This is a genomic window from Kribbella sp. NPDC056861 (assembly GCF_040687575.1).
GTDB lineage: Bacteria > Actinomycetota > Actinomycetes > Propionibacteriales > Kribbellaceae > Kribbella.
Window position 1 is genome coordinate 40122 of record NZ_JBFBNQ010000006.1, and the last position, 19659, is coordinate 59780.

The following is a 19659-nucleotide window of genomic DNA, read 5'->3' on the forward strand; positions in this document are numbered from 1 at the left end:
CCGGGGCCGTCGCCTGTCCCGGGCCGGGCGATGTCGGGTAAACGGCCGACAGACAGCCGTCGCTTTCTTCGTTCTGTGTAAGGGATGTGTGTTCTCCGCGCCCAACCCTCGACGTACGCCGGTCCGGCCCACTAGCGTCGCAGGCTTCTGGCAGGCGAGGCTGGGGAAGGTCCCGAGAGGTATGGACGTCGATCTACGGCTGGTGCGGTACTTCCTGGTGATGGCGGAGGAACTGCATTTCACCGCCGCGGCACGTCGGCTTTATGTGTCACAACCGGCCCTGAGCAACCAGATCCGCCGGCTCGAGTCCCAGCTCGGCGCCCAGCTCTTCAACCGGTCTCCGCGCGGCGTGACGCTGACCGCCGCCGGGGACGCGTTCCTTCCGCACGCCCGCGGCGCGCTCGATGCGATCAGGTCGGGCGTTGCCGATGCGACCGCGGCTGCGCAACGCGACCAGGTACTGCGGATCGACCTGATGCAGACCAACCTCGCGACTCCGCGAGCTGTGCTCGCCCGGCTGCGCGACCGGCTGCCGTCGTTCCGGCTGGAGATCAGCAACCGCGGCACTCGCGAGCAACAGGAGCGGCTGCTGGCCGGCGAGCTCGATCTCGCGCTCTGCGGCTCCACGGCCCGGTGCCCCGACGGAGTCATGCAGCGCATCATCCGGCGGGAAGCGCTCGGGGTCGCACTCCCCGAGAGCCATCCGCTCGCGTCGGCGGAGTCGGTCGCAGTACGGGAGTTGACCGACGAGCTGCACTACCTGCCGTCGGACGACCTCGCTCCGGAGTGGAACGAGTTCGTGCTCGCCTGCTGCCGGACGGCGGGATTCGCGCCGCGCCGGCATCCGGCCAGTTCGGGCTCGCCGGCCGACCTGGTGCGGGCCGGCGAGTGTGTCGCGCTCGGGCTGCTGTCGACGCCGTACCCGCGGGGTGTGGTGGTCCGGCCACTCGCCGCCGGCGTCCCGCCGTACGGGTGGTCGCTGCGCTGGCGTGACTCCCCGCGCACGCCCGCCGCGGCCCTCGCGGTACTCCGCAGTCTGGACTAGCGCTGAGATCTGACCGCATAGCGAACGTGATCTCGTCGTAGGTTTTTTTCAAGCGGGGTTGGTGTTTCCGGTAGATCTCGACCCTGCGGGTTGGTGAAGTTCGACCCTCGGATGCATAACTTCCAGATTCATGGGGTAGGAATGACCCCACAGAGATATTGACCGCGGTCCAGACATGTGCCGCGCCGTGACTCACAGTCGCGAGGTCAAGAATCATGGTTACCGTACTTGCCGAAACAAAGCAGCACAGCGATCCGAAGCAGCAGCGCGATCTCACCACCCGGGACCTTCTCACCCGCCGCGCTGAGGCCACTGACGAGACCGTCCGGCAGGCCCTGCTGGAAGAAGCCATCGAGCTGAATCTCGGGATCGCCCACAGCATTGCCGGCCGTTTCCGCGGCCGCGGTGTCGAGGCCGATGACCTGGACCAGGTCGCCTACCTGGGGCTGCTCAAAGCCGCCCGGAGCTACCGTCCCGACACCGAGACGCCGTTCCTCGCCTACGCCGTACCGACCATCCGCGGCGAGGTGAAGCGCTACTTCCGCGACTGTTCCTGGACGGTCCGGATCCCGCGCAGGTTGCAGGAACTGCAGGGCTCGATCGCCTCCGTGCGGCCGCAGCTGGTGCAGGACCTGCAGCGTGATCCCACCCTGGAGGAGCTCGCCGGGGCGGTCGGCACGACCGTCTCCGAGATCGAGGCCGCGCTGGCCGCGGACGGCTGCTTCTCCGTGCTGTCGCTGGACCGTCCGCTGGACGGCGAGTCCACCGCCAGCCTGGCCGACACGATCGCCGACGAGGGCGACAGCGAGTTCGAGCGCACCGAAGCGATCGCGATGCTCGAGCCGGTGCTGAACGACCTCGCTCCGCGCGAGCGCAAGATCCTCGAACTGCGGTTCGTCGAGGGTCACACCCAGGCCGACATCGGCGCCGAGATCGGCGTCAGCCAGATGCAGGTCTCCCGGCTGCTGCGCGGCATCCTGGACCGCCTGCGCGACCAGATCGAGCCCCCCGCCGCTACCGCGGCCTGATCCTCCCATCAGAGCGGTAGCGCCCTCCCCGCGGTGATCCGCCGTAAGCTTGTCTGTACGGCGGATCACCGGCGGAGGGGTCTTGTATGCCTGCTTTTGTGATCCAGCTTCATGATGCGCGGCGATTGCATTACGACGTACGTCTGGAAGTGGATGGCGTGCTGAAGTCGTGGGCGGTGCCGCGCGGTCCGTCACTCGATCCGGTGGTCAAGCGGTTGGCGGTGCCGACCGATGATCACGCGATGGAGTACGCGCAGTACGAGGGTGTTCATGCCGGTGCTCGCTACGGGAGTGGCGCCGTGATCATCTGGGATGCCGGGGTCTATCAGAACCAGACCCGGGACAAAGCGCGGAAGCTGGTCGATCCGGCTGACGCGATCGACCGTGGGCACTTCCGTTTCGCCTTGCAGGGCGTGAAGTTGAGTGGGTCGTGGGCTTTCACACGGACCGGACGCGACGGCGATTGGCTGTTGGTCAAGGTTCGTGACGAGGCTGCGGATCCGCTGCTCGACGTGACGGTGGCCGAGCCGCGCTCGATCGTGAGCGGGCTGACCATCGAGGAGCTGGCGGCTACCGCAGACTGAGGCGTACTACGGCGGTGACCACGATGCCTCCGCCGACGGCCAGCAGCATGGGCACCTTGGCCAGGCACAGTCCGCCGGCCGTGCCGACGCCGATCAGCTGGGTCCAGTCGACGTCTTGCCAGTGCTCGCCGCCCAGTTCGGTGACGATCAGCCCGGCGAGCAGCACCGGGGCCGTCAGGGCGGTCATCCGGATCACCGCCGGCGGGAGTTTGCGTTGGCCGATGATCAGCGGAGCGCTGGCCTTCATCAGCCAGCTGATCACGGTCATTGCCAGGACGGAGAACCAGATCCTCATGCGGGGTCGCCCTTCTTCTCCGGGAGTACGCCGAGGAGCGCCGCGGCGATGGCGCCCAGGAGCGCGTAGCTGGGGGTGGTGACGAAGAGCAGCGCGGCGGCGATGGTGGCGCCGAGGAGAGCTGCCAGCAGGGCTCGCGACGAGTGCCGGAGTTCGTCGAGGGCGAGGATCAGGAAGAAGGCCGGGAAGGCGACGTCGAGGCCGAGCCGGTGCATCAGGTCCGGGGACGGCGCGGTGAGCGCGCCGACCGCCGTACCGGTGACCCAGAGCAGCCACTGCGGGATGCTCGCGCCGATCAGCCGGACGATGTCGTAGCCACCATCGTTGCGGTGGGCAACGACAAAGGAGGCGTCGCAGAGCGCCTGGGCCTGGATCGCCCGGGACAGCCGGCCGCCGCGCAGGCTCTCGTTGAGCGCGACGCTCATCACCAGGTAGCGGGCGTTGATCAGTACCGCGGAGATGACCGCCGCGACCGCCGAGCCGCCGGCCAGGGAGGTCAGCAGGGTGAACTGGGCCGAGCCCGAGAACGCGAACATCGAGAACAGGACTGGCAGCCCGAAGCCCCAGTCGCGGGCCACCGCCTCGGCGCCGAAGCTCAACGCGAGCACGAACGCCGCCGCACCTGGGCCGATGCCTAGTCGCATGCCTTGTTTGAGTGCTTGCTTGCGGTCTTGCTGCAGCTGGCGGATCACGGTTTTCCTGCCTTGAGTTGCTGGTAGTGCCGCTTGGCCCGGGCGCGGTTGCCGCAGTCGCCGGAGCTGCACCAGCGGCGAGAGCCGTTCTTGGTGCGATCGAGGAACAGCCAGCCGCAGTCGTCGTCCTGGCACTCGCGCAGTCTGGTCAGGTCCTCCCGCTCCAGCAGGCGTCCGGCGGCTAGAAGTAGTTCGTCGGGCAGATCCACCCCGCGCCAGTCCAACGGCCGCACAGCCACCGCAGACGCCCGCCCAAGGGCACCCACCAGAAATAGCTGCAGTTCTCCGAGACCGGCAGGCTCCAACCCTCGTGCGAGGGGAAGGATGACGCTGTAGATCGCTTCCCGAACCTCGGAGACCCTCCCAACTCCCGTTCCCGCTACTCCTACTGCCGTGCACCAGCGGGCCAACGCATCTGGGGTGGAGATGCGGTCGATCGTGCGGCTCGCATCCAGGCGCCAGGAGACCGTGTTCACCAGGTCCAGCGCGATGTGGCCGCCGATCAGCTCCGGTTGGTAGGGCATGCGGTATCACCTCACCTAACAAGCTAAATGAGTTTTGCTTGTTAGGCAACGGCTCACCAGCCGTCGACGTGCAGTACCTCGTCGAGCGGCTGGCGGGAGGCCGGCTTGAAGGTGTCGCCGGTGTAGTAGGCGGTCGGCAGCAGAACAGACTGCCGGACATGCTCAGGCAGTCCGAGCAGCTCCTGGATCTCCTGCTCGTACCTCATGTGCAGCGTGGTCCACGCAGTACCGAGTCCGCGGGCCCTCGCCGCCAGGCAGTACTGCCACGCGGCGGGGAGGATCGAGCCCCACAGGCCCGCCTGGTTGCCCTCGGGCAGCGCAGCCGCCTCGATGCAGGGGATGACCAGCACCGGCGCGTCACCCATCCGGTCGCCCAGGTAGGCGGCGCTCGCCGTGATCCGCTCTTGGACCTTTGCTCGCTCGGGGTCGTCGGCGTACTTGGTGTTCGCTCGCGCGGACTCCAAGTACACCGCGACCGACTTCCGGTAGTACTCCCCGATCGCGGCCCGCTTCTCCGGATCAGTGATCACCAGCCAGTGCCACGTCTGCCGGTTGCTCCCGGACGGCGCCTGGAGCGCGACCTCGAGGCACTCGCGGATCAGCTCCATCGGCACCGGCCGGTCGAAGTCGAGCCGCTTGCGGACCGTTCGGGTGGTGGTGAGCAGTTCGTCTGGGGTCAAGTCGAGTGTGGTCACCCGCCCAGTTTGTCAGCAGACGTACGTCGAGCTGGGGTGAACCTTCTCGCAGTACCGGACGTGCAGGTGGTTGTCGTGGGCCGGCCAGTTCGCGGTCAGGCCCTCGTTGATCAGGGTCGGGTCGTTGAACCAGATGAACTTGACGTGCCCGGGCGCCGCCGCGCGGATCATCTGCACCAACTGCCGGGTCGCGGCGCGGTCGTAGGTCGCGGACTGCCAGGTGATCCGGCCGGCCGTGCACTGCCCGTTGTCGGTGCGGATCGGCCAGATGTCGATGTCCATGCCGGCCTCGTGGCTGCCGTGGCCGGGGATGTCGCCGCCGTGCTCGAACCCGGCGTCGCCGTACCCGACCTTGCCCTGGCTGGTGCCGGCGAAATTACGCGTGGCCTGCTCCAGTTGCGCCACAGCAGCGGCCGCTGCCCAGTTGGCTGCGGTGCCGTTGCCATCGGGGTCCTGGTCGCAGAGGTTCGCGGTGAAGTCCGGGTAGTCGTAGTGCCAGGCCAGGTTGCGCCAGGTGATCGGGCCGACGATCCCGTCGGCGCCGATGCCCGCGTGCGACTGGAAGGCGGAGACGGCGTCGCGCACCGCAGTACTGAAGACTCCGTCGACCGGCAGGCTGAGCCGGCGCTTGGCGTTCAGCTCCACCTGCAACGCCTTCACTGCCGCGTTGTTGTCACCGGACCGGATCGTCGGCACCAGCGCGCCCCAGGTCTGCGGCCCGACGATCCCGTCGGACCCGAGGCCCTTGGCCGTCTGGAACGCCTTGGCCGCGGCCACCGTGCCGGCGCCGAAGACCCCGTCGGCGGGCACGGACTGCCCGTTGTGCTGCAGCAGATACTGGATCGCCAGTACGTCGGCACCACGGTTCCCGCTGCTCTGCGTCGGGAAGAAGGCGTTCGCGTACGCCTGCGCGGTACCGGGAATCCCGCCGATCAGCAGGACCACAGCGAGCAGCGCAAGACCTGTTCGTTTGAGCGAGGGCACGGTTGTCTCCATTCGGGGCGGTCGAGTCCGTGAATCAGTAACCTCTGCTGGCCACTTTCGGACACAATTTTCCGCACCGCAAGAGGTCGCCCTACTCGAACGGGGTGGGATCCCCCGCGCCGATCCGGACGATCTCGGGGACGTCCTCGGAGAAGTCGATCACCGTGGTCGGCTCGGTGCCGCAGTCGCCGGAGTCGATCACCGCGTCGATCTGGTGGTCCAGCAGCTCCTTGATCTCCCAGCCCTGGGTCATCGGCTCCTCCTGGTCGGGGAGCAGCAGCGTGCTCGACAGCAGCGGCTCACCGAGCTCCGCGAGCAGAGTCTGGGTGACGACGTGATCGGGGATCCGGACGCCGACCGTCTTCTTCTTCGGGTGCAGCAGCCGGCGCGGGACCTCTTTGGTCGCGGGCAGGATGAACGTGTAGCTGCCCGGCGTGGCCGCCTTGATCGAGCGGAAGACGGCATTGCTGACGTGCACGAACTGCCCGAGCTGGGAGAAGTCCTGGCAGACCAGGGTGAAGTGGTGCCGGTCGTCGAGGTGCCGGATGGACCGGATCCGGTCCAGGCCGTCCTTGTTGCCCAGCTGGCATCCGAGCGCGAAGCAGGAGTCGGTCGGGTAGGCGATCAGGCCGTCGTCGCGGATCAGGTCGACCACCTGGCCGATCGCTCGCTTCTGCGGATTCTCCGGGTGCACGTCGAAATACCTGGCCATTCTCCGACCCTAGCGCTAAAGCAGCAGCGTGAGGGCCAGCGTGGTCAGGGCGAAGACGGTGATCAGGATCGGGCGGGCGTTCATGAGACACATACTCCAAGCCGTTCCCGGCGCTGGGAACGGCTTGGAGTGTAGATCAGGGACAGGTCCGGGGTGCCCCGATGGGCTACCTGACCAGCACCTTCAGGGCTGTCGCGAAGGCGCTGTCCCGGTGCCCCTCGAGTTCGGCGGGAGTGAAGACCGGTGTCCGGAGGTCCGGCGGGATGCCGGCGCCGTCGTACGTCCTCCAGTCGCGGGTGCGGAACTCCTCGTTCGGCACCGTGAACTGCCAGCCATTGGGCAGCGTCCGGACCAGTACGTCGGAGAAGACACCCTGGGTGTTCTGCCCGATCCGGATCGGCCGTGGGGTGCGGTTCGCCATCGCCTGGGTGAAGGTCTCACCGGCGCTCATCTGCGACCCGCCGGTCAGCATCGCGATCGGTCCGGTGTACTTCGTCCGCTCCGACGGCTGGACGAACAGCGGCTGCGGCACGGTGAACGCGGCCGGGTCCGCCGGGTCGTTGCGGGCCCGCTTGCTGTACGCGAAGAACGGCTTGCCGGTCAGGCGCGAGGCCAGGTCCAGGCCGAGCTGGTCCGAGCCACCACCGTTGACGCGCAGGTCGATGATCAGTCCGCGTAGGGTCTTCACGCGTTGCCTGGTGAGGATCTTGTCGAGGGTGTCGTCCAGCACCTTCCGCTCGGCGTTGTAGTCGGCGACGTCGCCGTACCCGAGGAACGCGATCACTCGCAGGTAGCCGATCCGGCCCGGCAGGTCGGCGTACCCGATCCGTTCGTTCGCGTACGACGTGAAGCTGACGCCCTTGAGCGCGGTCGCCTCGACGTACGGCCGGATCACCGCCTCCAGCTCCGGCGACGGCAGTGTCGTACCAGGCCGAACGCCGGGGAAGCTCCTGGTCTCGCTGCGGATCGCCGTGTGCGCGTCGCCCAGCGGCTTGATCATCGCGGTGAGCAGATCGAACAGCGCGTCGTCCGACATGTCCGGCTTGACCTGCGGCCGGTAGGTGTCCCGGACCTTGTTCCAGTCGACGCCCTTGGCCTGGAAGAACGGGTAGTTCTCGGCGTACGTCGTCCAGAACTGATCGAAGACCGCGACCGGACCGGTTGCCCCGGGCATCGTGCAGAGTTTGGGGAGTTTCGCCAACCGACGCAGGTGTTTGTCGCCGACGTTGCCCTCGACCTGCAGTACTGCGCGATCGCGGCGACCCCGCACGGTGAACGCCTGCTCCTCGGCAGCCGTGAACCGATCGCCCGACCGGGTGTACTCACCGGCCGGGGCGCAGCTGATCGAGGTGGTCGAGAACAACTCGGCCTTGCCGTTGTCAATGGCAACGATCGTGCCGTAGCCGTCCATCGCCCAGACCCCGTTGACAGAGGTCGCGGCCGTGGCCGCCAACGGAGCCGACAGGGGTGCGGCCACGAGTCCGGCGGCGATCCCGACCGCCGCCAGGGCACGAAACGAAAGGAAGGTCATGCGGACAACCTTGGTCCGCCCGCGCGCTCCCTGACAGGGAGCGACCACTACAGCGGAGGTAGACCTAGCCCCACTACTTCGCCAGCCCCAGCGGAGTCGCGCTCACTACCAAGTTCTTCTCGTAGCCACCCCGCGCCCGGTTGTAGGCGCCAGTGCAGGTGATCAGCACCAGCCGATGGTCACCCGTCTGGTCGAACGCGCCGCTCTCGGTCGCCAGCGCGCCCTTCGGCACCGACGTCACCGAGTTCACCCGGTACGACGCACTGTGGCCGGCGCCGCGGAGTACGACGACCTCGCCGGCCTTGACCTTCAACAGTCGCGCGAAGAAGCCGATGCCTTCCTTGGCAGAATCGACGTGCCCGGCGATCACCACCGAGCCGAACGGATCACCCGCCTCGGCGCCACCATCCCACCAGCCGACCCGCTGCACATGCTCCGGTACGACGAGCTGCCCGCTGACGGTTGCCGCCGGCAACACATCGGCCTTGGCGCCGCCGGGCATCACCAGCTGGGTCGGCACGAACCTGACCCGTTGGCTGGCGGCCGGAGTACCGACTCTGCCGGGCATCACGGATGACGACGGCTCCGGCTGCTGTCCTGCAGCCGGAGCGCCGTCGCCATTCGCACCAGAACCCGGAGCCGCCTCGTTCACCTGCGCGGCACACCCCTCCAGGGCCACGCAGGTGAACAACAGCAGTCCGAGCAAGAACCGCTTCAGCGACGAACCACCTTCCGGACCGTCACCGTCAAGGCCAGCGCGCCCGCGAGCAGCATCAGGGCCAACGGCAACGACGACCCGCGCCGCTCACCGGTCAGCCCCAGTTCGGCCGCCTGGCCGCCGGTGCCCGTGTTGACCAGACCGGGCTTGTCACTGCCCGCGCCGGGCAGCTTGAGAGTCGCGACCGCGACATTCATCGTCTTCGAGGTCGGCTCGCCGACCGCGAATACGCGGGTCAGGTAACCGGCCCGAACCGGCAAATCCAATGGGCCGAGAACAACCGGGGTGGTCGCCCCCGACGGGACGATCTCAACCTTGTACGTGCCGGCCGGAACGACTACGTCGAGCGATTCCCCGTTCGCCACGTTGGCGAATAGCACCTTGCCGTTCACCCGAATGTCGGCCGGCCCGACCGCGGCCGTGTGCGCGACCCGGACCGCGCCTTTGTCCCGCGGCACGGCGGTCAACTTGTTGACGTAGGTGGTGATCACCGGCGCCGCCGTCGGCGAGGCCGGCCGGTGGATGACGACATCGAGGTTGCTGTCCGCGGCCACCGTCACCTGGCGCTCCAGGACGACCTTGCCGCCGTCCTTCGCGGTGATCTTGCGCGCGCCGGCGGCCACCGTGAGCGGGCCGACCACCTCGGTCGCCTTCACCCCGCTGGCCACCGTCTTGCCGTCGACGGCAATGTCGACGGTCCGGCCGGGCAGCCCCTGGATCACGTGCAGCACCCCGTTGCCGGCCGCCTGGGCCGGGACTGCGACCAGCGCTCCGAGCGCCACCACGGTCACCGCCAGAGCGCCGACAATTACTCTGCGGAATCCGGAACCTGGCATTCTCGATAACATTGTCCTGATTTTCCCGCCCCTGGAGATTACTGATGGAGAGTGCCCGGACACGCTGCGTTCCTGCATTTTCGCACCCCTTCGAGAATGCATAAGTATTTGCCTGCAAAGGCGAATTCGGCGGTATCGTATGCGGAAGTTGATCCGGCCACCAGAGGAAGTGGCCGGGTTCCTTGGGGGCGATGCCGCATGTCCGCACGCAGATCGATGAGGAGCTCGGTGCTGGCCGTGGCCGCACTGGCTCTGGGCTTCTGCGCGACCGCAGGCTGTTCAGCGAACGAACAGGCTGGTACTCCGGTCGCGCCCAGTCCCGGCCCACTCGCCAACGGCGGCGGAGCGGCGCCCGTCCAGGCGCCACCGACGGCGGAGGGACCAGGGCTGACCGCGCCCGGGATCCGGCTGGCCGCAGTACCGCGGGGTGATGGCAGTTTCGACATCACCGAGGACGTCGTACTGCGCTCCGAAGTCGCGCTGGTCCGGCTGCAATTGCCGCCCTCGGCCACCCAGTTGGTCGGGATGATGCAGAAGACGAAGCCGGTGGCGACCAGCCTGAAGATCACCGCGGACGACGAACCGGTGCCGATCGAGACCAGTCAGCTCGCCGCCACCCGGGACCTGCCTTTGCCGGTTGCCACGACGCGACTGCGGTTGGTTTACCGATTGTCGGGTTCGACCGTGCGCAGCCTGCCGTCCGAGACCGGACGCGCCTCGGCCGCGATCATGCCGCTCACGGCCGGTATCGACGGCACGCTGCCGACCAACTACCTGATCTCGGGTGGCGGCCTGCTCAATGCGACCTGCCCGGCGATGACCGAGACCCGTTGCGCAGTAGGCGAACCGCCGGGCCTCGGGATCCAGCAGGGTCTGCCGGCCGACCAGTCCCTCGCAGTACTGCAGCTGACTCTGCCGATGCAGCCCTAACCACACCGATTGAAGCGCTTAGGCTGACCGCATGGTCGACGGCGCTCAGATTGCATTCGGTACTGCCCGGGCTCGGTGGGTGCTGGCCGCCACCGCCCTCGGCTCCGGTATGGCTTTCCTGGACGGCACGGTGGTCAACGTCGCCCTGCCCGCGATGGGCGAGGACCTCGGCGCCGAGATCTCCGGTCTGCAGTGGATCGTCAACGGCTACCTGCTGATGCTCGCCTCGCTGATCCTGCTGAGCGGCTCACTCGGCGACCGCCTCGGCCGCCGCCGGACCTTCGTCGCCGGCGTCATCTGGTTCGCGATCGCCTCGCTGATCTGCGCGGTGGCGCCGAACCTCGAGGTGATGATCGCCGGCCGCATCCTGCAGGGCATCGGCGGCGCGCTCCTCACTCCGGGCAGCCTCGCCATCCTGCAGACCAGCTTCCGGCCGGTGGACCGGGCCAAGGCGGTCGGCACCTGGTCCGGCCTGACCTCGGTCGCCGCCGCGGTCGGCCCGTTCGTCGGCGGCAGTCTGGTCGACAGCGGATCCTGGCGCTGGATCTTCGTCATCAATCTCCCGATCGCCGCGGCCACCGTTTTGGTCACCCTCCGCCATGTGCCGGAGACCCGCGACGAGACGGCCACCGGCAAGCTCGACGTGGCCGGCGCCGCACTGGCGACGATCGGCCTGGCCGGGTTCACCTTCGGCCTGATCAGCGCCGGCGACCGTGGTTTCGGCGACGCCTTGGTGCTGACCACGTTGGCGATCGGCGTCCTCGGTATGGCGGCGTTCGTCGAGGTCGAGCGCCGCAGCTCGCACCCGATCCTGCCACCGGGCATCTTCAGCAACCTGCGCTTCACCGGCGCCAACCTGGTCACCGTCGCCGTCTACGGCGCTCTGGGAACCGCCACCTTCCTCTTGGTCGTCTACCTCCAGACAGCCCTCGGGTACGACGCCCTCACGGCCGGCGCCTCGCTGCTGCCGATGACACTGCTGATGCTCGGCCTCTCCGGGTACGCCGGCGCCCTGTCCGAGCGGATCGGCGCCCGGATCCACATGACTGTCGGGCCGCTCTTCATGGCCGGCGGCTTCCTGCTGATGATGCGGGTCGAGCCAGGCGCGAAGTACCTCACCGCGGTACTGCCCTCGGTCGTTGTGCTGGGCATCGGTCTGGTGTGCACGGTGGCTCCCCTGACCTCGACTGTGCTGTCAGCCGTTGAGGACGACCACGCCGGTGTCGCCTCCGGAGTCAACAACGCCATCGCCCGTACTGCGCAACTGATGGCCGTCGCCGCGATTCCCCTGGCGGCGGGGATCACCGGCGACTCGTACCGCGATCCCGCCGCCTTCAGCGACGGCTTCCGGATGGCCATGTGGATCTCGGCCGGCCTCGCCGCGGCGGGCGCAGTACTGGCTTGGGTGACGCTTGCTCCGGGCAAGGAGCCGCGACGGCCGGTGGACCAGCAGAACTACACGCACTGCCCGCTGGTCGCACCGCCGCCGCCCTCGGCTAAGACACCGTGAAGGTGCGCGACGTTCCGGTGAACGGCGTGATGGTGCCGTTCAGCGCCTTCGAGTCGCCGTGGTGGACGATCCGGTAGGTACCGGCCTCGGTCGCCTTCCAGGTGATCGTCGCCTTCGAGGCGGCCACACCGGTCCGCGCCCACTGGTACCTGGTGTCCCAGTCACCGTCGTCGGCAACTCGTTGCCATTGGCTACCAACCTGCTTCTGCACCTCGAGGTAGGTGCCGTTGCGGTGCAGGTTGTTCTTCGGGTGGCCGGTCACGAAGGTGACCGAGACCGTCGCACCCCGCTGGTACTGCGGCGCCGCGTCGGTCAGCACCTGGCCGAACGACTTGAACGGCGGCGGGCTGTCGAACACCACTCCGGTCTGCAGGTTCAGCTCGGCGGTCGCAGGCTTCGGGGGATGCGTTCCGGCCGCAACCGGCGTACCGGCCTTGAGCGCTTTGGCCAGGCCGGCGAACTCCTGCTGGTACGCCGGCAGCGTGTACTTGCCGAACAGCGTCGAGCCGCCCTCGTACTGCTGGAGCTGGTACTCCTCCGGCGTCGTCACGTACTGGCTGTAGGCGTTGGAGTAGCCCTGGATCAAGACGTTCTCCAGCGGCACGCCGAGCTCGGCCGCGACCGTACGCCGAAGTCGCAGCCCGGCCACGATCGTCACCTCGCCGGGTACCGCGACCAGGTGGAACTGGCCGAGCTTCACCAACTGGATCGGGACGATGTCAGGCGTTGCCTGCAGCAACCCGGTCGGCACCGCGGCCAGCTTCGGCGACTGGCAGCTGATCAGCCACGGCGGCACGTCCACGTTGAAGGGCTTGAGCAGCTCGAAGAACGGGTTCGTTACGCCCTCGGGGATGATCGCGATCCCGGGACCGTCCTCGACACTGCCGGCCAGCGTCGAGACGCCGACCACGCCGGGACAGGTCCGATGCGGCTGCCCGTCGGGCGTGTACTGCGGCGCGACCTGAACAGCCGACATGTCGACATAACGCATCCGGGCGTCGATGCTGCCGGTGATCGTCGCGCGCGGCCCGTTGTAGGCCTGCTCGGCGGCCTGCTGCTGCCGGTCGCCGAGGATCTGCTCGTTCAGCAACGGATCCTCGGTCGGCCCGGAGCCCGGCTTGAGATTGAGGTTGGGCGACATGTCGCCGGCGTTCGTGTTCGGGAACGCGGCCACGAAGCCCGCGCTCTCGTCGAGGTACCGGACACCCTTCTGGTCGTGCTCCCAGCGATAGGCCGCATAACCCTTGTTGTCCGGGCTGATCAGCGTGTTCTCGTTGGTGATCGAGGTCGCGTGGGTGGCGAACCAGCTGATCGCGCCGATCTCGCTGCCGCCCTGCTGGAAGCGCAGTACGGTGACGGCCGGGTCGATCGCCTGCGGGAACGCGGCGCGGTCGGCGGCCGGGTTCTGGTCGAAGGCGACTCTGGAGCGGTTGACGCTGGCGTTGGTGAGAGTCGAGCGGCCGAGACTGACGGCGCCCGGAGCAAGGTTCTGGTGCGCCTCGGTGACCGCCTCGACGATGCCGTCCACGGTCGCGTCGAAGGCCTGCTTCTGGAAGCCGAGGATGGACAGGTTGTAGGCCAGGTTGTGCGACTGACCACCCGGCCCGCTGTGCGTGTGAGTTGCCGAGAGCAACAAGTTGCGGGTGTTGTACAGGTCGCCGTACTTCGCCTGCAGCTTGGCCAGTACCGCGTCGCGCTGGGCCTGGAAGATCATTCCCAGGTCGGCGTTCACGTAGGCGACCCGCGACCCGGTGGCCTGCTCGACGGTGACGAACGCCCGGGCCCGCAACCGCTGGTGCAGACCGGTGGTGTTCTGCCCGAACTTCGAGTAGCCCATCATCCCGTTCTCCGCGGCCGGGCCGGTGACGTCGGAAATGCCACGCCCTACCAGGTACGGCGAATCGACGGCCTGCGCGGCCGGAGTCCGGTGGACACTCACCACCCCGGTGGCGACGAGCGCGAGGGCTAGGACGGCGACGAGGGGGCGGCGGCGCATGGCGTCTCCTTCTGCACGGACGAAACCTGAGTCAATTTCATCTTTACCGGAGAGTACTGGCTCGCTCGCGCACTGTGAAGACCTGGTAGCCGGGCCGCGGGTCCGACGCACCGGCTGATCGGCTGCCGACCCCGTCGAGGGGCGAAACTGGTAACGATTGCTGTCGCGGCACCGCCCCGTGCTGCCGGCAGCACGCTGCCGTACGGAGGGGGGTCGGGCCTTGGACTTCTTGGTGCTTGCCGCGGACGACTGGGAGACAGTGCGAGACGTCCGGCTCCAGGCGCTGAAGGACTCCCCCACCGCCTACATCTCCAACTACGAGGCCGCGGCGGCCAGGACCGAGGCGGATTGGCGGCAGACCTTCACCGACGGACTCTGGATCGTCGCCCAGCGCGGCCGCCGCATCATCGGGCTGGCGAGGTCGCTCCGGGTCACCGACCGGCCCGCCGACGAGCGGCACCTGGAGTCGATCTGGGTCGATCCCCGGTACCGCCGCAGCGGCGTGATGCGCGCGATCCTGCGCTGCCTGGCCGAGCTCGAGCCGGAGGTCCGCGAATGGCTGCTCTGGGTCGTCGACCGCAACGTCGACGCCCGCACGGTTTATGAACGGCTGGGCTTCCAGGCCACCGGCGAGCGTCAGCTGCTAGACGACGACTCCGGCCGGACTGAACTTCGGCTGCGGCGCCGGACGCTTCCCGTGCCCTAGCTGGTGTCCGTAGCCGCAGCGGATCGGCTGCGCCAGCCCGAGTTGGTCGAAGGCGTCCCGCTCGCTGAGCCCGGTGGGGCTGCGGGCCATCTGGTACTGCCAGTCGTGCTCGTCGGCCCGCCAGCGCTGGATGAACTCGACACAGTCGGCGGGCTCGATCTGCTGCAGGTACTTCTCGGCGAAGCGCAGCGACTCGAGCGCCTGTGCCCCGGCCCGGTACTTCGTGGCGTCCGCGGTGAGCTGTCGCTTCTCGAGCGCCTCCGCGGTCTGCGTGATCATCGCCTGCCGGGCCTCGGCGAAGCGCGCCCAGTAGCTCGCCCCCGCCGCAGCCAACTGCTCCTTGAAGCTCAGCCCCTGGGTGTTCTCGAACATCGCGTAGAGCCCCTCGGCGAGCAGGTCGCCGAACTCCTCCCGCGCCGCTCGCAGCGGATCGGCGAACGGCTTGTACTCGTCCTGGCGGACCTCGCCGATCTTCGCCAGCGACCGCTGCGCGGCGTACCGGGAGAAGAAGAACCAGTCCTCGTTGTAGACGTCGGGAAAGAACGGGAAGTCCGGGTGCTGGGTGTTCACGCCGAGCACCGCTCCACTGACGAAGACGTCCTGGCTGAAGCCCGCCTCCCGGCGCGCGTGGCAGACCACGGAGTTGTCCGGGAACTCCCGGCTCGCCATCGACACCACCGGGTGGCTGTCCAGGTACTTGACCAGCCGGTCGACCTGCTGGCGGCGGATCTGGAAGATGTCGTCGTCGACGAAGAGGATCTTGCGCCAGCCGCGCAGCCGGGCCAGCCGGAGCCCGAGGTTGCGCTTGACGCTGAGGTCGCTCGACCGGCCGGCGCTCAGGTCCTTGAACCGGTTGTGGGAGGTCAGCAGCGAGCTCGACAGCAACTGATGGCTGTCGTCGACCTGGACCACCAACGCCCGGGCGTTGAACGTCTTCTCCACCCGCTCGGCGATGTTCTCGGCCTTGGCCTGCCGGCTGCAGAGGATGACGAGCGGCACCGAGAGCTCGGCCGACAACGCGATCGCGCTCTGCGGGATCGCCCGGGCGGCGGGGACCACGATCGCGTCGAGACCGCTGCGGGTCGAGGTGACCGAGACACCCGACACGTCGCACAGCAACGAGGCGTGGGATTGGTGGTGGCGGACCGGGCGGCTCACCGGGCGGCCTCCGTCTCGTCCGGAGACCACTGGAACAGCCGGTTGTCGGGGATCTCCAGGTCGGGCGAGATCGCCTCGGCGTTCATCACCGGGACCCGTAGCAGCAGCGCGAAGAGCCCGTCGGGGAACTCTCTGGACAGGAAGGCCTCGTTGCGTTCGCGGACGGCGACATCACTCAGCGCCCGGACCGCCCCCAGTACTCCGCGGCTGTAGATGCCGTTGCAGATCGTCACCGTGCGGCTGTGGTTGAACGGGTTCCGCACCCGGGCCAGCAGCGCGACGTCCTCGACCAACTCCTTGCCGTTCTCCTCCCAGACCGGCCGGTACTCCGTGCCGCCCGGTCCGCCGGCCCGGAAGATCTCACCCTCGTTCAGGTCGTCCACCTTGACCTGGGAGACCGGCAGGTCGCTCAGCGTCTTCAGCATCCACTTGGCCACCTGGTTCCAGGCGATCCCGCCGAGCACCACCACATGGCCGGACAGGTCGTCGGCCACCACCTCCGACGGCAGCCGGTGGTTCACCTTCAGATCCGGGTTGGAGGCCCGGATGTGCCCCCACAGCTCGATCAGCGAGTCGAGGTCGGCGTACCGGTACATCCGGGTGAAGTTGGCGTGCCGCTCCTCGGCCATCGGCGAGCGGTCCTTCAGCGGCGTCTCCGGGCAGATGATCGTGATCGGGCCGCTCTCGAAGTCCCAGGTGTAGGAGCCGCCGGACGAGCCGCCGGTCACCCCGCTCGGCCCGCGGACCGCGTCCCGGAGCGCGATCAGGTCGTGGTGCAGCGTCTGGAATTTGGCCCGCTCGTGGTCGGTCAGCTGGTTCTCGGGGATCAGGTGAGGAGTGCCCTCGACCGACCGCTCGGTACAGAAGAACAGCGCGTACGACCGGAGCCGGTCAGCCGGCGGCAGCTTGGGATTGGTCAGTGACTCCCAGGAGCTGATCGTTGCCACGGCCACCCGTGAGTCGTCGCTGAGCGCCCGCGCGAGCATTGACTGCGTCAGCACGGGCTCCTGGTCGTCGCGCAGGGCGCGCAGCCTCTTGGCGAGGCGGACGGCCTCTGACGAGGGGGCCACATTCACTCCCGAAGGGTCGGCGCCCGCCTACGTCGCGGTCGCTGCACCGGTCACGCTACACCTGTTTCCACCGAGGACCACCACTTCTACCCACGGTGTACCGGCCTGCGTGTTGGCTCTGCTCAGCGGCAGACCCCGGCCCCTCCAGGCTCCCTGCACTCGCAATCACTTCGCTGCGTTCAGTAGTGAAACACCTGCGATATGTTATCGACGCGCCTGATATTGACCCGATTCCACCTGAGTTCTACCGTAGTACCTGAATCTGCGTGTTGCCAAGTGAAGCCACTCCGAAGATCTCCCCGAAGAGTTGGCTGTGGGGTCGCTGATCACCTGTTGAGGCGTTCAAGCTGTCCCGTCCTGGCGGGTGCGTTTGACGGAAGCAGGTGCTCAATGACCAGGTCAGCTGTCAAAGCGCCTACGAACTCCGACCCGATCCAGCAGCTGGAGTCCGGCAACTGGCGACGCGCCTTCGGCCAACTGCGGCAGGACAACCTCTACGAGGCCCGGCTGGGCGCCGACCTGAGGACGATCGCGCGGGCGATGGGCTACCGCGCGGCAGGCAACCACAGCAAGGCCTGGGCCACGCTGGCCATCGCAGCCGAGAGCCTCTACGAGCGCCAGCGCACCCTGCCGGTCCTCCCGTCGAGAGGCTCCACGGTCGTTCAACTCGCCCTGCCGCTCGAGCCGGAGCCCGGCCACCCGGCGCAGGCCGCCTTCCGCACCATCCAGCTGATCTGCCGCGAGCAAGGTGAGCTGAGGCTGCTCCGGCGCCGGGCCGGTGAGTGCCCGGACGGGCTGACCGAGGACCAGCACATCCTGGTGCTCGCCACGGTCGAGTACCTCACCTGGGTCGACGCCGACCCGGGGACCTGGCAGCCGCAGACACCACCGGACGACGAGGCCGCGGAGGTCGAGCAACGGATCTCCGAGTTCATCGATCGCCGCCGCGAGGCCCTGCTGCGCAGCGCCACCGACCTCCGCCGGCTCTCCCGGCCGACCGCCGGCGAAATGACCCGCGCGGTCTGGGACCGGGCCGGCCAGTACCGCGGCCTGCGGGGCCTCGCGCTGACCGACCTCTCGCACCGGGGCCGCCCGGCCTGGGCGGAGCCGGCGCTGGCGGATCGACTGCCCGCCCGGGTCTGGGCCACGAACGTCTGGTCGGCGGCGCAGACCCTCCAGGACGGCCCGTCCTTTACGTGGTCTTTACGCGCCACCGCTTGAGTCCTAACCTTTGGGGACCACCTGCTTGCTTCGCATTGCCGGCGCGCGAGAGTGAGGTCGAGCCATGATTGCCTTCGTGACCGCGCCGGAGAGCACGGAGCGCGACACCTCGCCCGAGATCCTGGTCACCACCGGGGAGGCCGGCGATCTCGTCGGGTCGACCCCGCTCGGCACCGGGATCAGCGTCACCGTCGACCTGGCCGGCCCGTACCGCTGGCGGTCGATCTCGATCGCTCGCTGGGACGAGGCGGATCCCGCCTTGCTCGACTCCCTGATCGGGTCCGCCGCCCGGCAACGGCTGGCCGGGCTGCGGGAGGAACTGCGCTCGACCGGCAGCAGTCGGCGGGAGTTCGAGCTGTCGTCGGCGCTCGCGGCGCCGAGCGCCTGGCTCAGAGTGGCCGTGCTGGACGCGCTGGACCGCTGGCTCCATCTCGAGCTCGATCAGGCTTTGCTGGATGCCGAGCGGGGAGTCGCGCGGAGCCAGGCGGCCGCGACCCTGCCGCCGGGCCCGCTGCGAACGCGCCTGGTGGGTGAGGCTCTGGTGATCGCACGGGAGGCCGCGATCGGACTTGCCGCTCAGCTGTCCACGTTGGCCGACACGGCCTCGGCAGTCCCGGCGGATCTGTTCTCCGGACTCGGACGCCTCGTCAGCGGCTATGCGGCGTTGGCTCGCGACGTGGCCAGTGGTCCCGAGAAGGAGCTGGCCGGCGTGGCCAAGGCGTGGCGGAGACTGAAGGACCAGGTGTCCGTCGCCCATCGGCCGGGTGGCAGCTTCCTCAACCACGGGGCTGTCAATGGACCCGCGGCAACACCTGTGGCGGACGCCACCACCTCGTTCAGTTTGGTGGATCCACGGCAGTTGCGAGCCCGGCTGGTCGGCCCGGGAGCCCAGATCCGGCAGGCGATCGTGCGCGACGAAAGCGGGCAAGGAGTACTCGTCACGGTCCCCGCCTTCGGTCGACGGTTGCCTTCAGCAATCATCACGGATCGGCTGCTGGTGCGGCTGGTGGACAGCCAATCGGGTCAGGTGCACCAACCGGCCCTGCTGAACCTGGTGACCGGCCAGGAGGCCGCCGACCTCGGTTTCGACGTACCGGTCTTCGCGCGGGTGTTGCCGATGCCTGCCGCGTCGGCCGCGCATCTGCGGGCCGACATCTTCGATGCGAGCAGCGATCGAACGCCGGCCCGCGCTGATTCGGACAGCGGTCTGCTGGGCGCTTTGCGAGCGGTCTCGACGCTTCGGACGAAGAGAGTCGCGGCCGCCACAGCAGGTCTCGGCGGCGGCCCGGGCGAGCCTCTCGTCGCCGAACTGGCGGCCGTGCACGCGCTGGCCGGCTGACGCCGTTGTGGTGTCGATGCCATCCCGGCATCGACACGTGCGGATCCGCGTCGGGTGTCGCCTAATAAAGGTGAGGGCGATGTCC

20 protein-coding genes are annotated in these 19659 nt (G+C 68.4%); 8 read left to right on the forward strand and 12 right to left on the reverse strand.

Translation table 11 applies throughout. The features are described from left to right. Positions 1–181 precede the first annotated feature (181 nt). The 3 genes from AB0P21_RS28345 to AB0P21_RS28355 all read left to right on the forward strand — a co-directional run bounded on the left by AB0P21_RS28345 (position 182) and on the right by AB0P21_RS28355 (position 2657). A complete protein-coding gene (locus AB0P21_RS28345; protein ID WP_363700274.1) occupies positions 182–1045 on the forward strand; it encodes a LysR family transcriptional regulator in 864 nt (287 codons plus the stop codon). A gap of 215 nt (positions 1046–1260) precedes the next feature. Further along, positions 1261–2073, forward strand: a complete 813-nt coding sequence (locus tag AB0P21_RS28350) for a sigma-70 family RNA polymerase sigma factor (protein ID WP_363700275.1) — start codon at positions 1261–1263, stop codon at positions 2071–2073. An 86-nt stretch (positions 2074–2159) separates the two neighbouring features. Further along, positions 2160–2657, forward strand: coding sequence for a DNA polymerase ligase N-terminal domain-containing protein (locus tag AB0P21_RS28355; protein WP_363700276.1), 498 nt, complete (start codon positions 2160–2162; stop codon positions 2655–2657). Here AB0P21_RS28355 and AB0P21_RS28360 read toward each other — a convergent pair. The 9 genes from AB0P21_RS28360 to AB0P21_RS28400 all read right to left on the reverse strand — a co-directional run bounded on the left by AB0P21_RS28360 (position 2644) and on the right by AB0P21_RS28400 (position 9644). After that, a complete protein-coding gene (locus AB0P21_RS28360) occupies positions 2644–2952 on the reverse strand; it encodes an AzlD domain-containing protein (protein ID WP_363700277.1) in 309 nt (102 codons plus the stop codon). The two genes, AB0P21_RS28355 and AB0P21_RS28360, sit on opposite strands and share 14 nt — an antisense overlap. After that, positions 2949–3644, reverse strand: a complete 696-nt coding sequence (locus AB0P21_RS28365; protein ID WP_363700278.1) for an AzlC family ABC transporter permease — start codon at positions 3642–3644, stop codon at positions 2949–2951. The genes AB0P21_RS28360 and AB0P21_RS28365 overlap by 4 nt, the downstream gene beginning before the upstream one ends. Beyond that, on the reverse strand, positions 3641–4168 hold the full coding sequence (locus AB0P21_RS28370) for a CGNR zinc finger domain-containing protein (protein WP_363700279.1): 528 nt from the start codon (positions 4166–4168) through the stop codon (positions 3641–3643). Before AB0P21_RS28370 ends, AB0P21_RS28365 begins: the two co-directional genes overlap by 4 nt. Positions 4169–4221: 53 nt before the next feature. Further along, positions 4222–4863: a nitroreductase family protein gene (locus AB0P21_RS28375; protein WP_363700280.1), complete on the reverse strand. Its 642-nt coding sequence runs from the start codon at positions 4861–4863 to the stop codon at positions 4222–4224. Between the two features lie 12 nt (positions 4864–4875). After that, complete coding sequence (locus AB0P21_RS28380; RefSeq protein WP_363700281.1) at positions 4876–5847, reverse strand: penicillin-insensitive murein endopeptidase; 972 nt, start codon at positions 5845–5847, stop codon at positions 4876–4878. A gap of 91 nt (positions 5848–5938) precedes the next feature. Next, entirely contained in the window at positions 5939–6559 is a 621-nt protein-coding gene (locus tag AB0P21_RS28385) for an L-threonylcarbamoyladenylate synthase (protein ID WP_363700282.1), read from the reverse strand. Positions 6560–6725: 166 nt separating this feature from the next. Next, positions 6726–8090, reverse strand: a complete 1365-nt coding sequence (locus tag AB0P21_RS28390; protein ID WP_363700283.1) for a S41 family peptidase — start codon at positions 8088–8090, stop codon at positions 6726–6728. Positions 8091–8163: 73 nt separating this feature from the next. Then, a complete protein-coding gene (locus tag AB0P21_RS28395) occupies positions 8164–8796 on the reverse strand; it encodes a sortase (RefSeq protein WP_363700284.1) in 633 nt (210 codons plus the stop codon). A gap of 8 nt (positions 8797–8804) precedes the next feature. Then, a complete protein-coding gene (locus tag AB0P21_RS28400) occupies positions 8805–9644 on the reverse strand; it encodes a DUF4397 domain-containing protein (protein ID WP_363700285.1) in 840 nt (279 codons plus the stop codon). Between the two features lie 198 nt (positions 9645–9842). Here AB0P21_RS28400 and AB0P21_RS28405 point away from each other — a divergent pair, with 198 nt between their 5' ends. Then, positions 9843–10574, forward strand: a complete 732-nt coding sequence (locus AB0P21_RS28405; protein ID WP_363700286.1) for a hypothetical protein — start codon at positions 9843–9845, stop codon at positions 10572–10574. A gap of 31 nt (positions 10575–10605) precedes the next feature. Beyond that, complete coding sequence (locus tag AB0P21_RS28410; protein ID WP_363700287.1) at positions 10606–12084, forward strand: DHA2 family efflux MFS transporter permease subunit; 1479 nt, start codon at positions 10606–10608, stop codon at positions 12082–12084. Here AB0P21_RS28410 and AB0P21_RS28415 read toward each other — a convergent pair. Continuing rightward, entirely contained in the window at positions 12071–14080 is a 2010-nt protein-coding gene (locus AB0P21_RS28415; protein ID WP_363700288.1) for a neutral/alkaline ceramidase, read from the reverse strand. The two genes, AB0P21_RS28410 and AB0P21_RS28415, sit on opposite strands and share 14 nt — an antisense overlap. Before the next feature lie 220 nt (positions 14081–14300). Between AB0P21_RS28415 and AB0P21_RS28420 the strand changes: the two genes are divergently transcribed. Then, positions 14301–14786, forward strand: coding sequence for a GNAT family N-acetyltransferase (locus tag AB0P21_RS28420; RefSeq protein ID WP_363700289.1), 486 nt, complete (start codon positions 14301–14303; stop codon positions 14784–14786). Here AB0P21_RS28420 and AB0P21_RS28425 read toward each other — a convergent pair. Both AB0P21_RS28425 and AB0P21_RS28430 read right to left on the reverse strand, forming a co-directional pair. Next, complete coding sequence (locus AB0P21_RS28425) at positions 14724–15944, reverse strand: hypothetical protein (protein WP_363700290.1); 1221 nt, start codon at positions 15942–15944, stop codon at positions 14724–14726. The two genes, AB0P21_RS28420 and AB0P21_RS28425, sit on opposite strands and share 63 nt — an antisense overlap. After that, on the reverse strand, positions 15941–17014 hold the full coding sequence (locus AB0P21_RS28430) for a hypothetical protein (RefSeq protein ID WP_363700291.1): 1074 nt from the start codon (positions 17012–17014) through the stop codon (positions 15941–15943). The genes AB0P21_RS28425 and AB0P21_RS28430 overlap by 4 nt, the downstream gene beginning before the upstream one ends. Positions 17015–17404: 390 nt before the next feature. Here AB0P21_RS28430 and AB0P21_RS28435 point away from each other — a divergent pair, with 390 nt between their 5' ends. Together AB0P21_RS28435 and AB0P21_RS28440 are read left to right on the forward strand one after the other, a co-directional pair. Continuing rightward, entirely contained in the window at positions 17405–18235 is an 831-nt protein-coding gene (locus AB0P21_RS28435; protein WP_363700292.1) for a hypothetical protein, read from the forward strand. Between the two features lie 64 nt (positions 18236–18299). Then, positions 18300–19574: a hypothetical protein gene (locus tag AB0P21_RS28440; RefSeq protein WP_363700293.1), complete on the forward strand. Its 1275-nt coding sequence runs from the start codon at positions 18300–18302 to the stop codon at positions 19572–19574. Positions 19575–19659 lie beyond the last annotated feature (85 nt).

Coding starts and splice junctions, on each gene's coding strand:
- AB0P21_RS28435 (WP_363700292.1), top strand. CDS start 17,405: ATGACCAGGTCAGCTGTCAAAGCGCCTACGAACTCCGACCCGATCCAG.
- AB0P21_RS28410 (WP_363700287.1), top strand. CDS start 10,606: ATGGTCGACGGCGCTCAGATTGCATTCGGTACTGCCCGGGCTCGGTGG.
- AB0P21_RS28415 (WP_363700288.1), bottom strand. CDS start 14,080: ATGCGCCGCCGCCCCCTCGTCGCCGTCCTAGCCCTCGCGCTCGTCGCC.
- AB0P21_RS28405 (WP_363700286.1), top strand. CDS start 9,843: ATGTCCGCACGCAGATCGATGAGGAGCTCGGTGCTGGCCGTGGCCGCA.
- AB0P21_RS28385 (WP_363700282.1), bottom strand. CDS start 6,559: ATGGCCAGGTATTTCGACGTGCACCCGGAGAATCCGCAGAAGCGAGCG.
- AB0P21_RS28350 (WP_363700275.1), top strand. CDS start 1,261: ATGGTTACCGTACTTGCCGAAACAAAGCAGCACAGCGATCCGAAGCAG.
- AB0P21_RS28360 (WP_363700277.1), bottom strand. CDS start 2,952: ATGAGGATCTGGTTCTCCGTCCTGGCAATGACCGTGATCAGCTGGCTG.
- AB0P21_RS28400 (WP_363700285.1), bottom strand. CDS start 9,644: ATGCCAGGTTCCGGATTCCGCAGAGTAATTGTCGGCGCTCTGGCGGTG.
- AB0P21_RS28370 (WP_363700279.1), bottom strand. CDS start 4,168: ATGCCCTACCAACCGGAGCTGATCGGCGGCCACATCGCGCTGGACCTG.
- AB0P21_RS28440 (WP_363700293.1), top strand. CDS start 18,300: ATGATTGCCTTCGTGACCGCGCCGGAGAGCACGGAGCGCGACACCTCG.
- AB0P21_RS28390 (WP_363700283.1), bottom strand. CDS start 8,090: ATGACCTTCCTTTCGTTTCGTGCCCTGGCGGCGGTCGGGATCGCCGCC.
- AB0P21_RS28345 (WP_363700274.1), top strand. CDS start 182: ATGGACGTCGATCTACGGCTGGTGCGGTACTTCCTGGTGATGGCGGAG.
- AB0P21_RS28355 (WP_363700276.1), top strand. CDS start 2,160: ATGCCTGCTTTTGTGATCCAGCTTCATGATGCGCGGCGATTGCATTAC.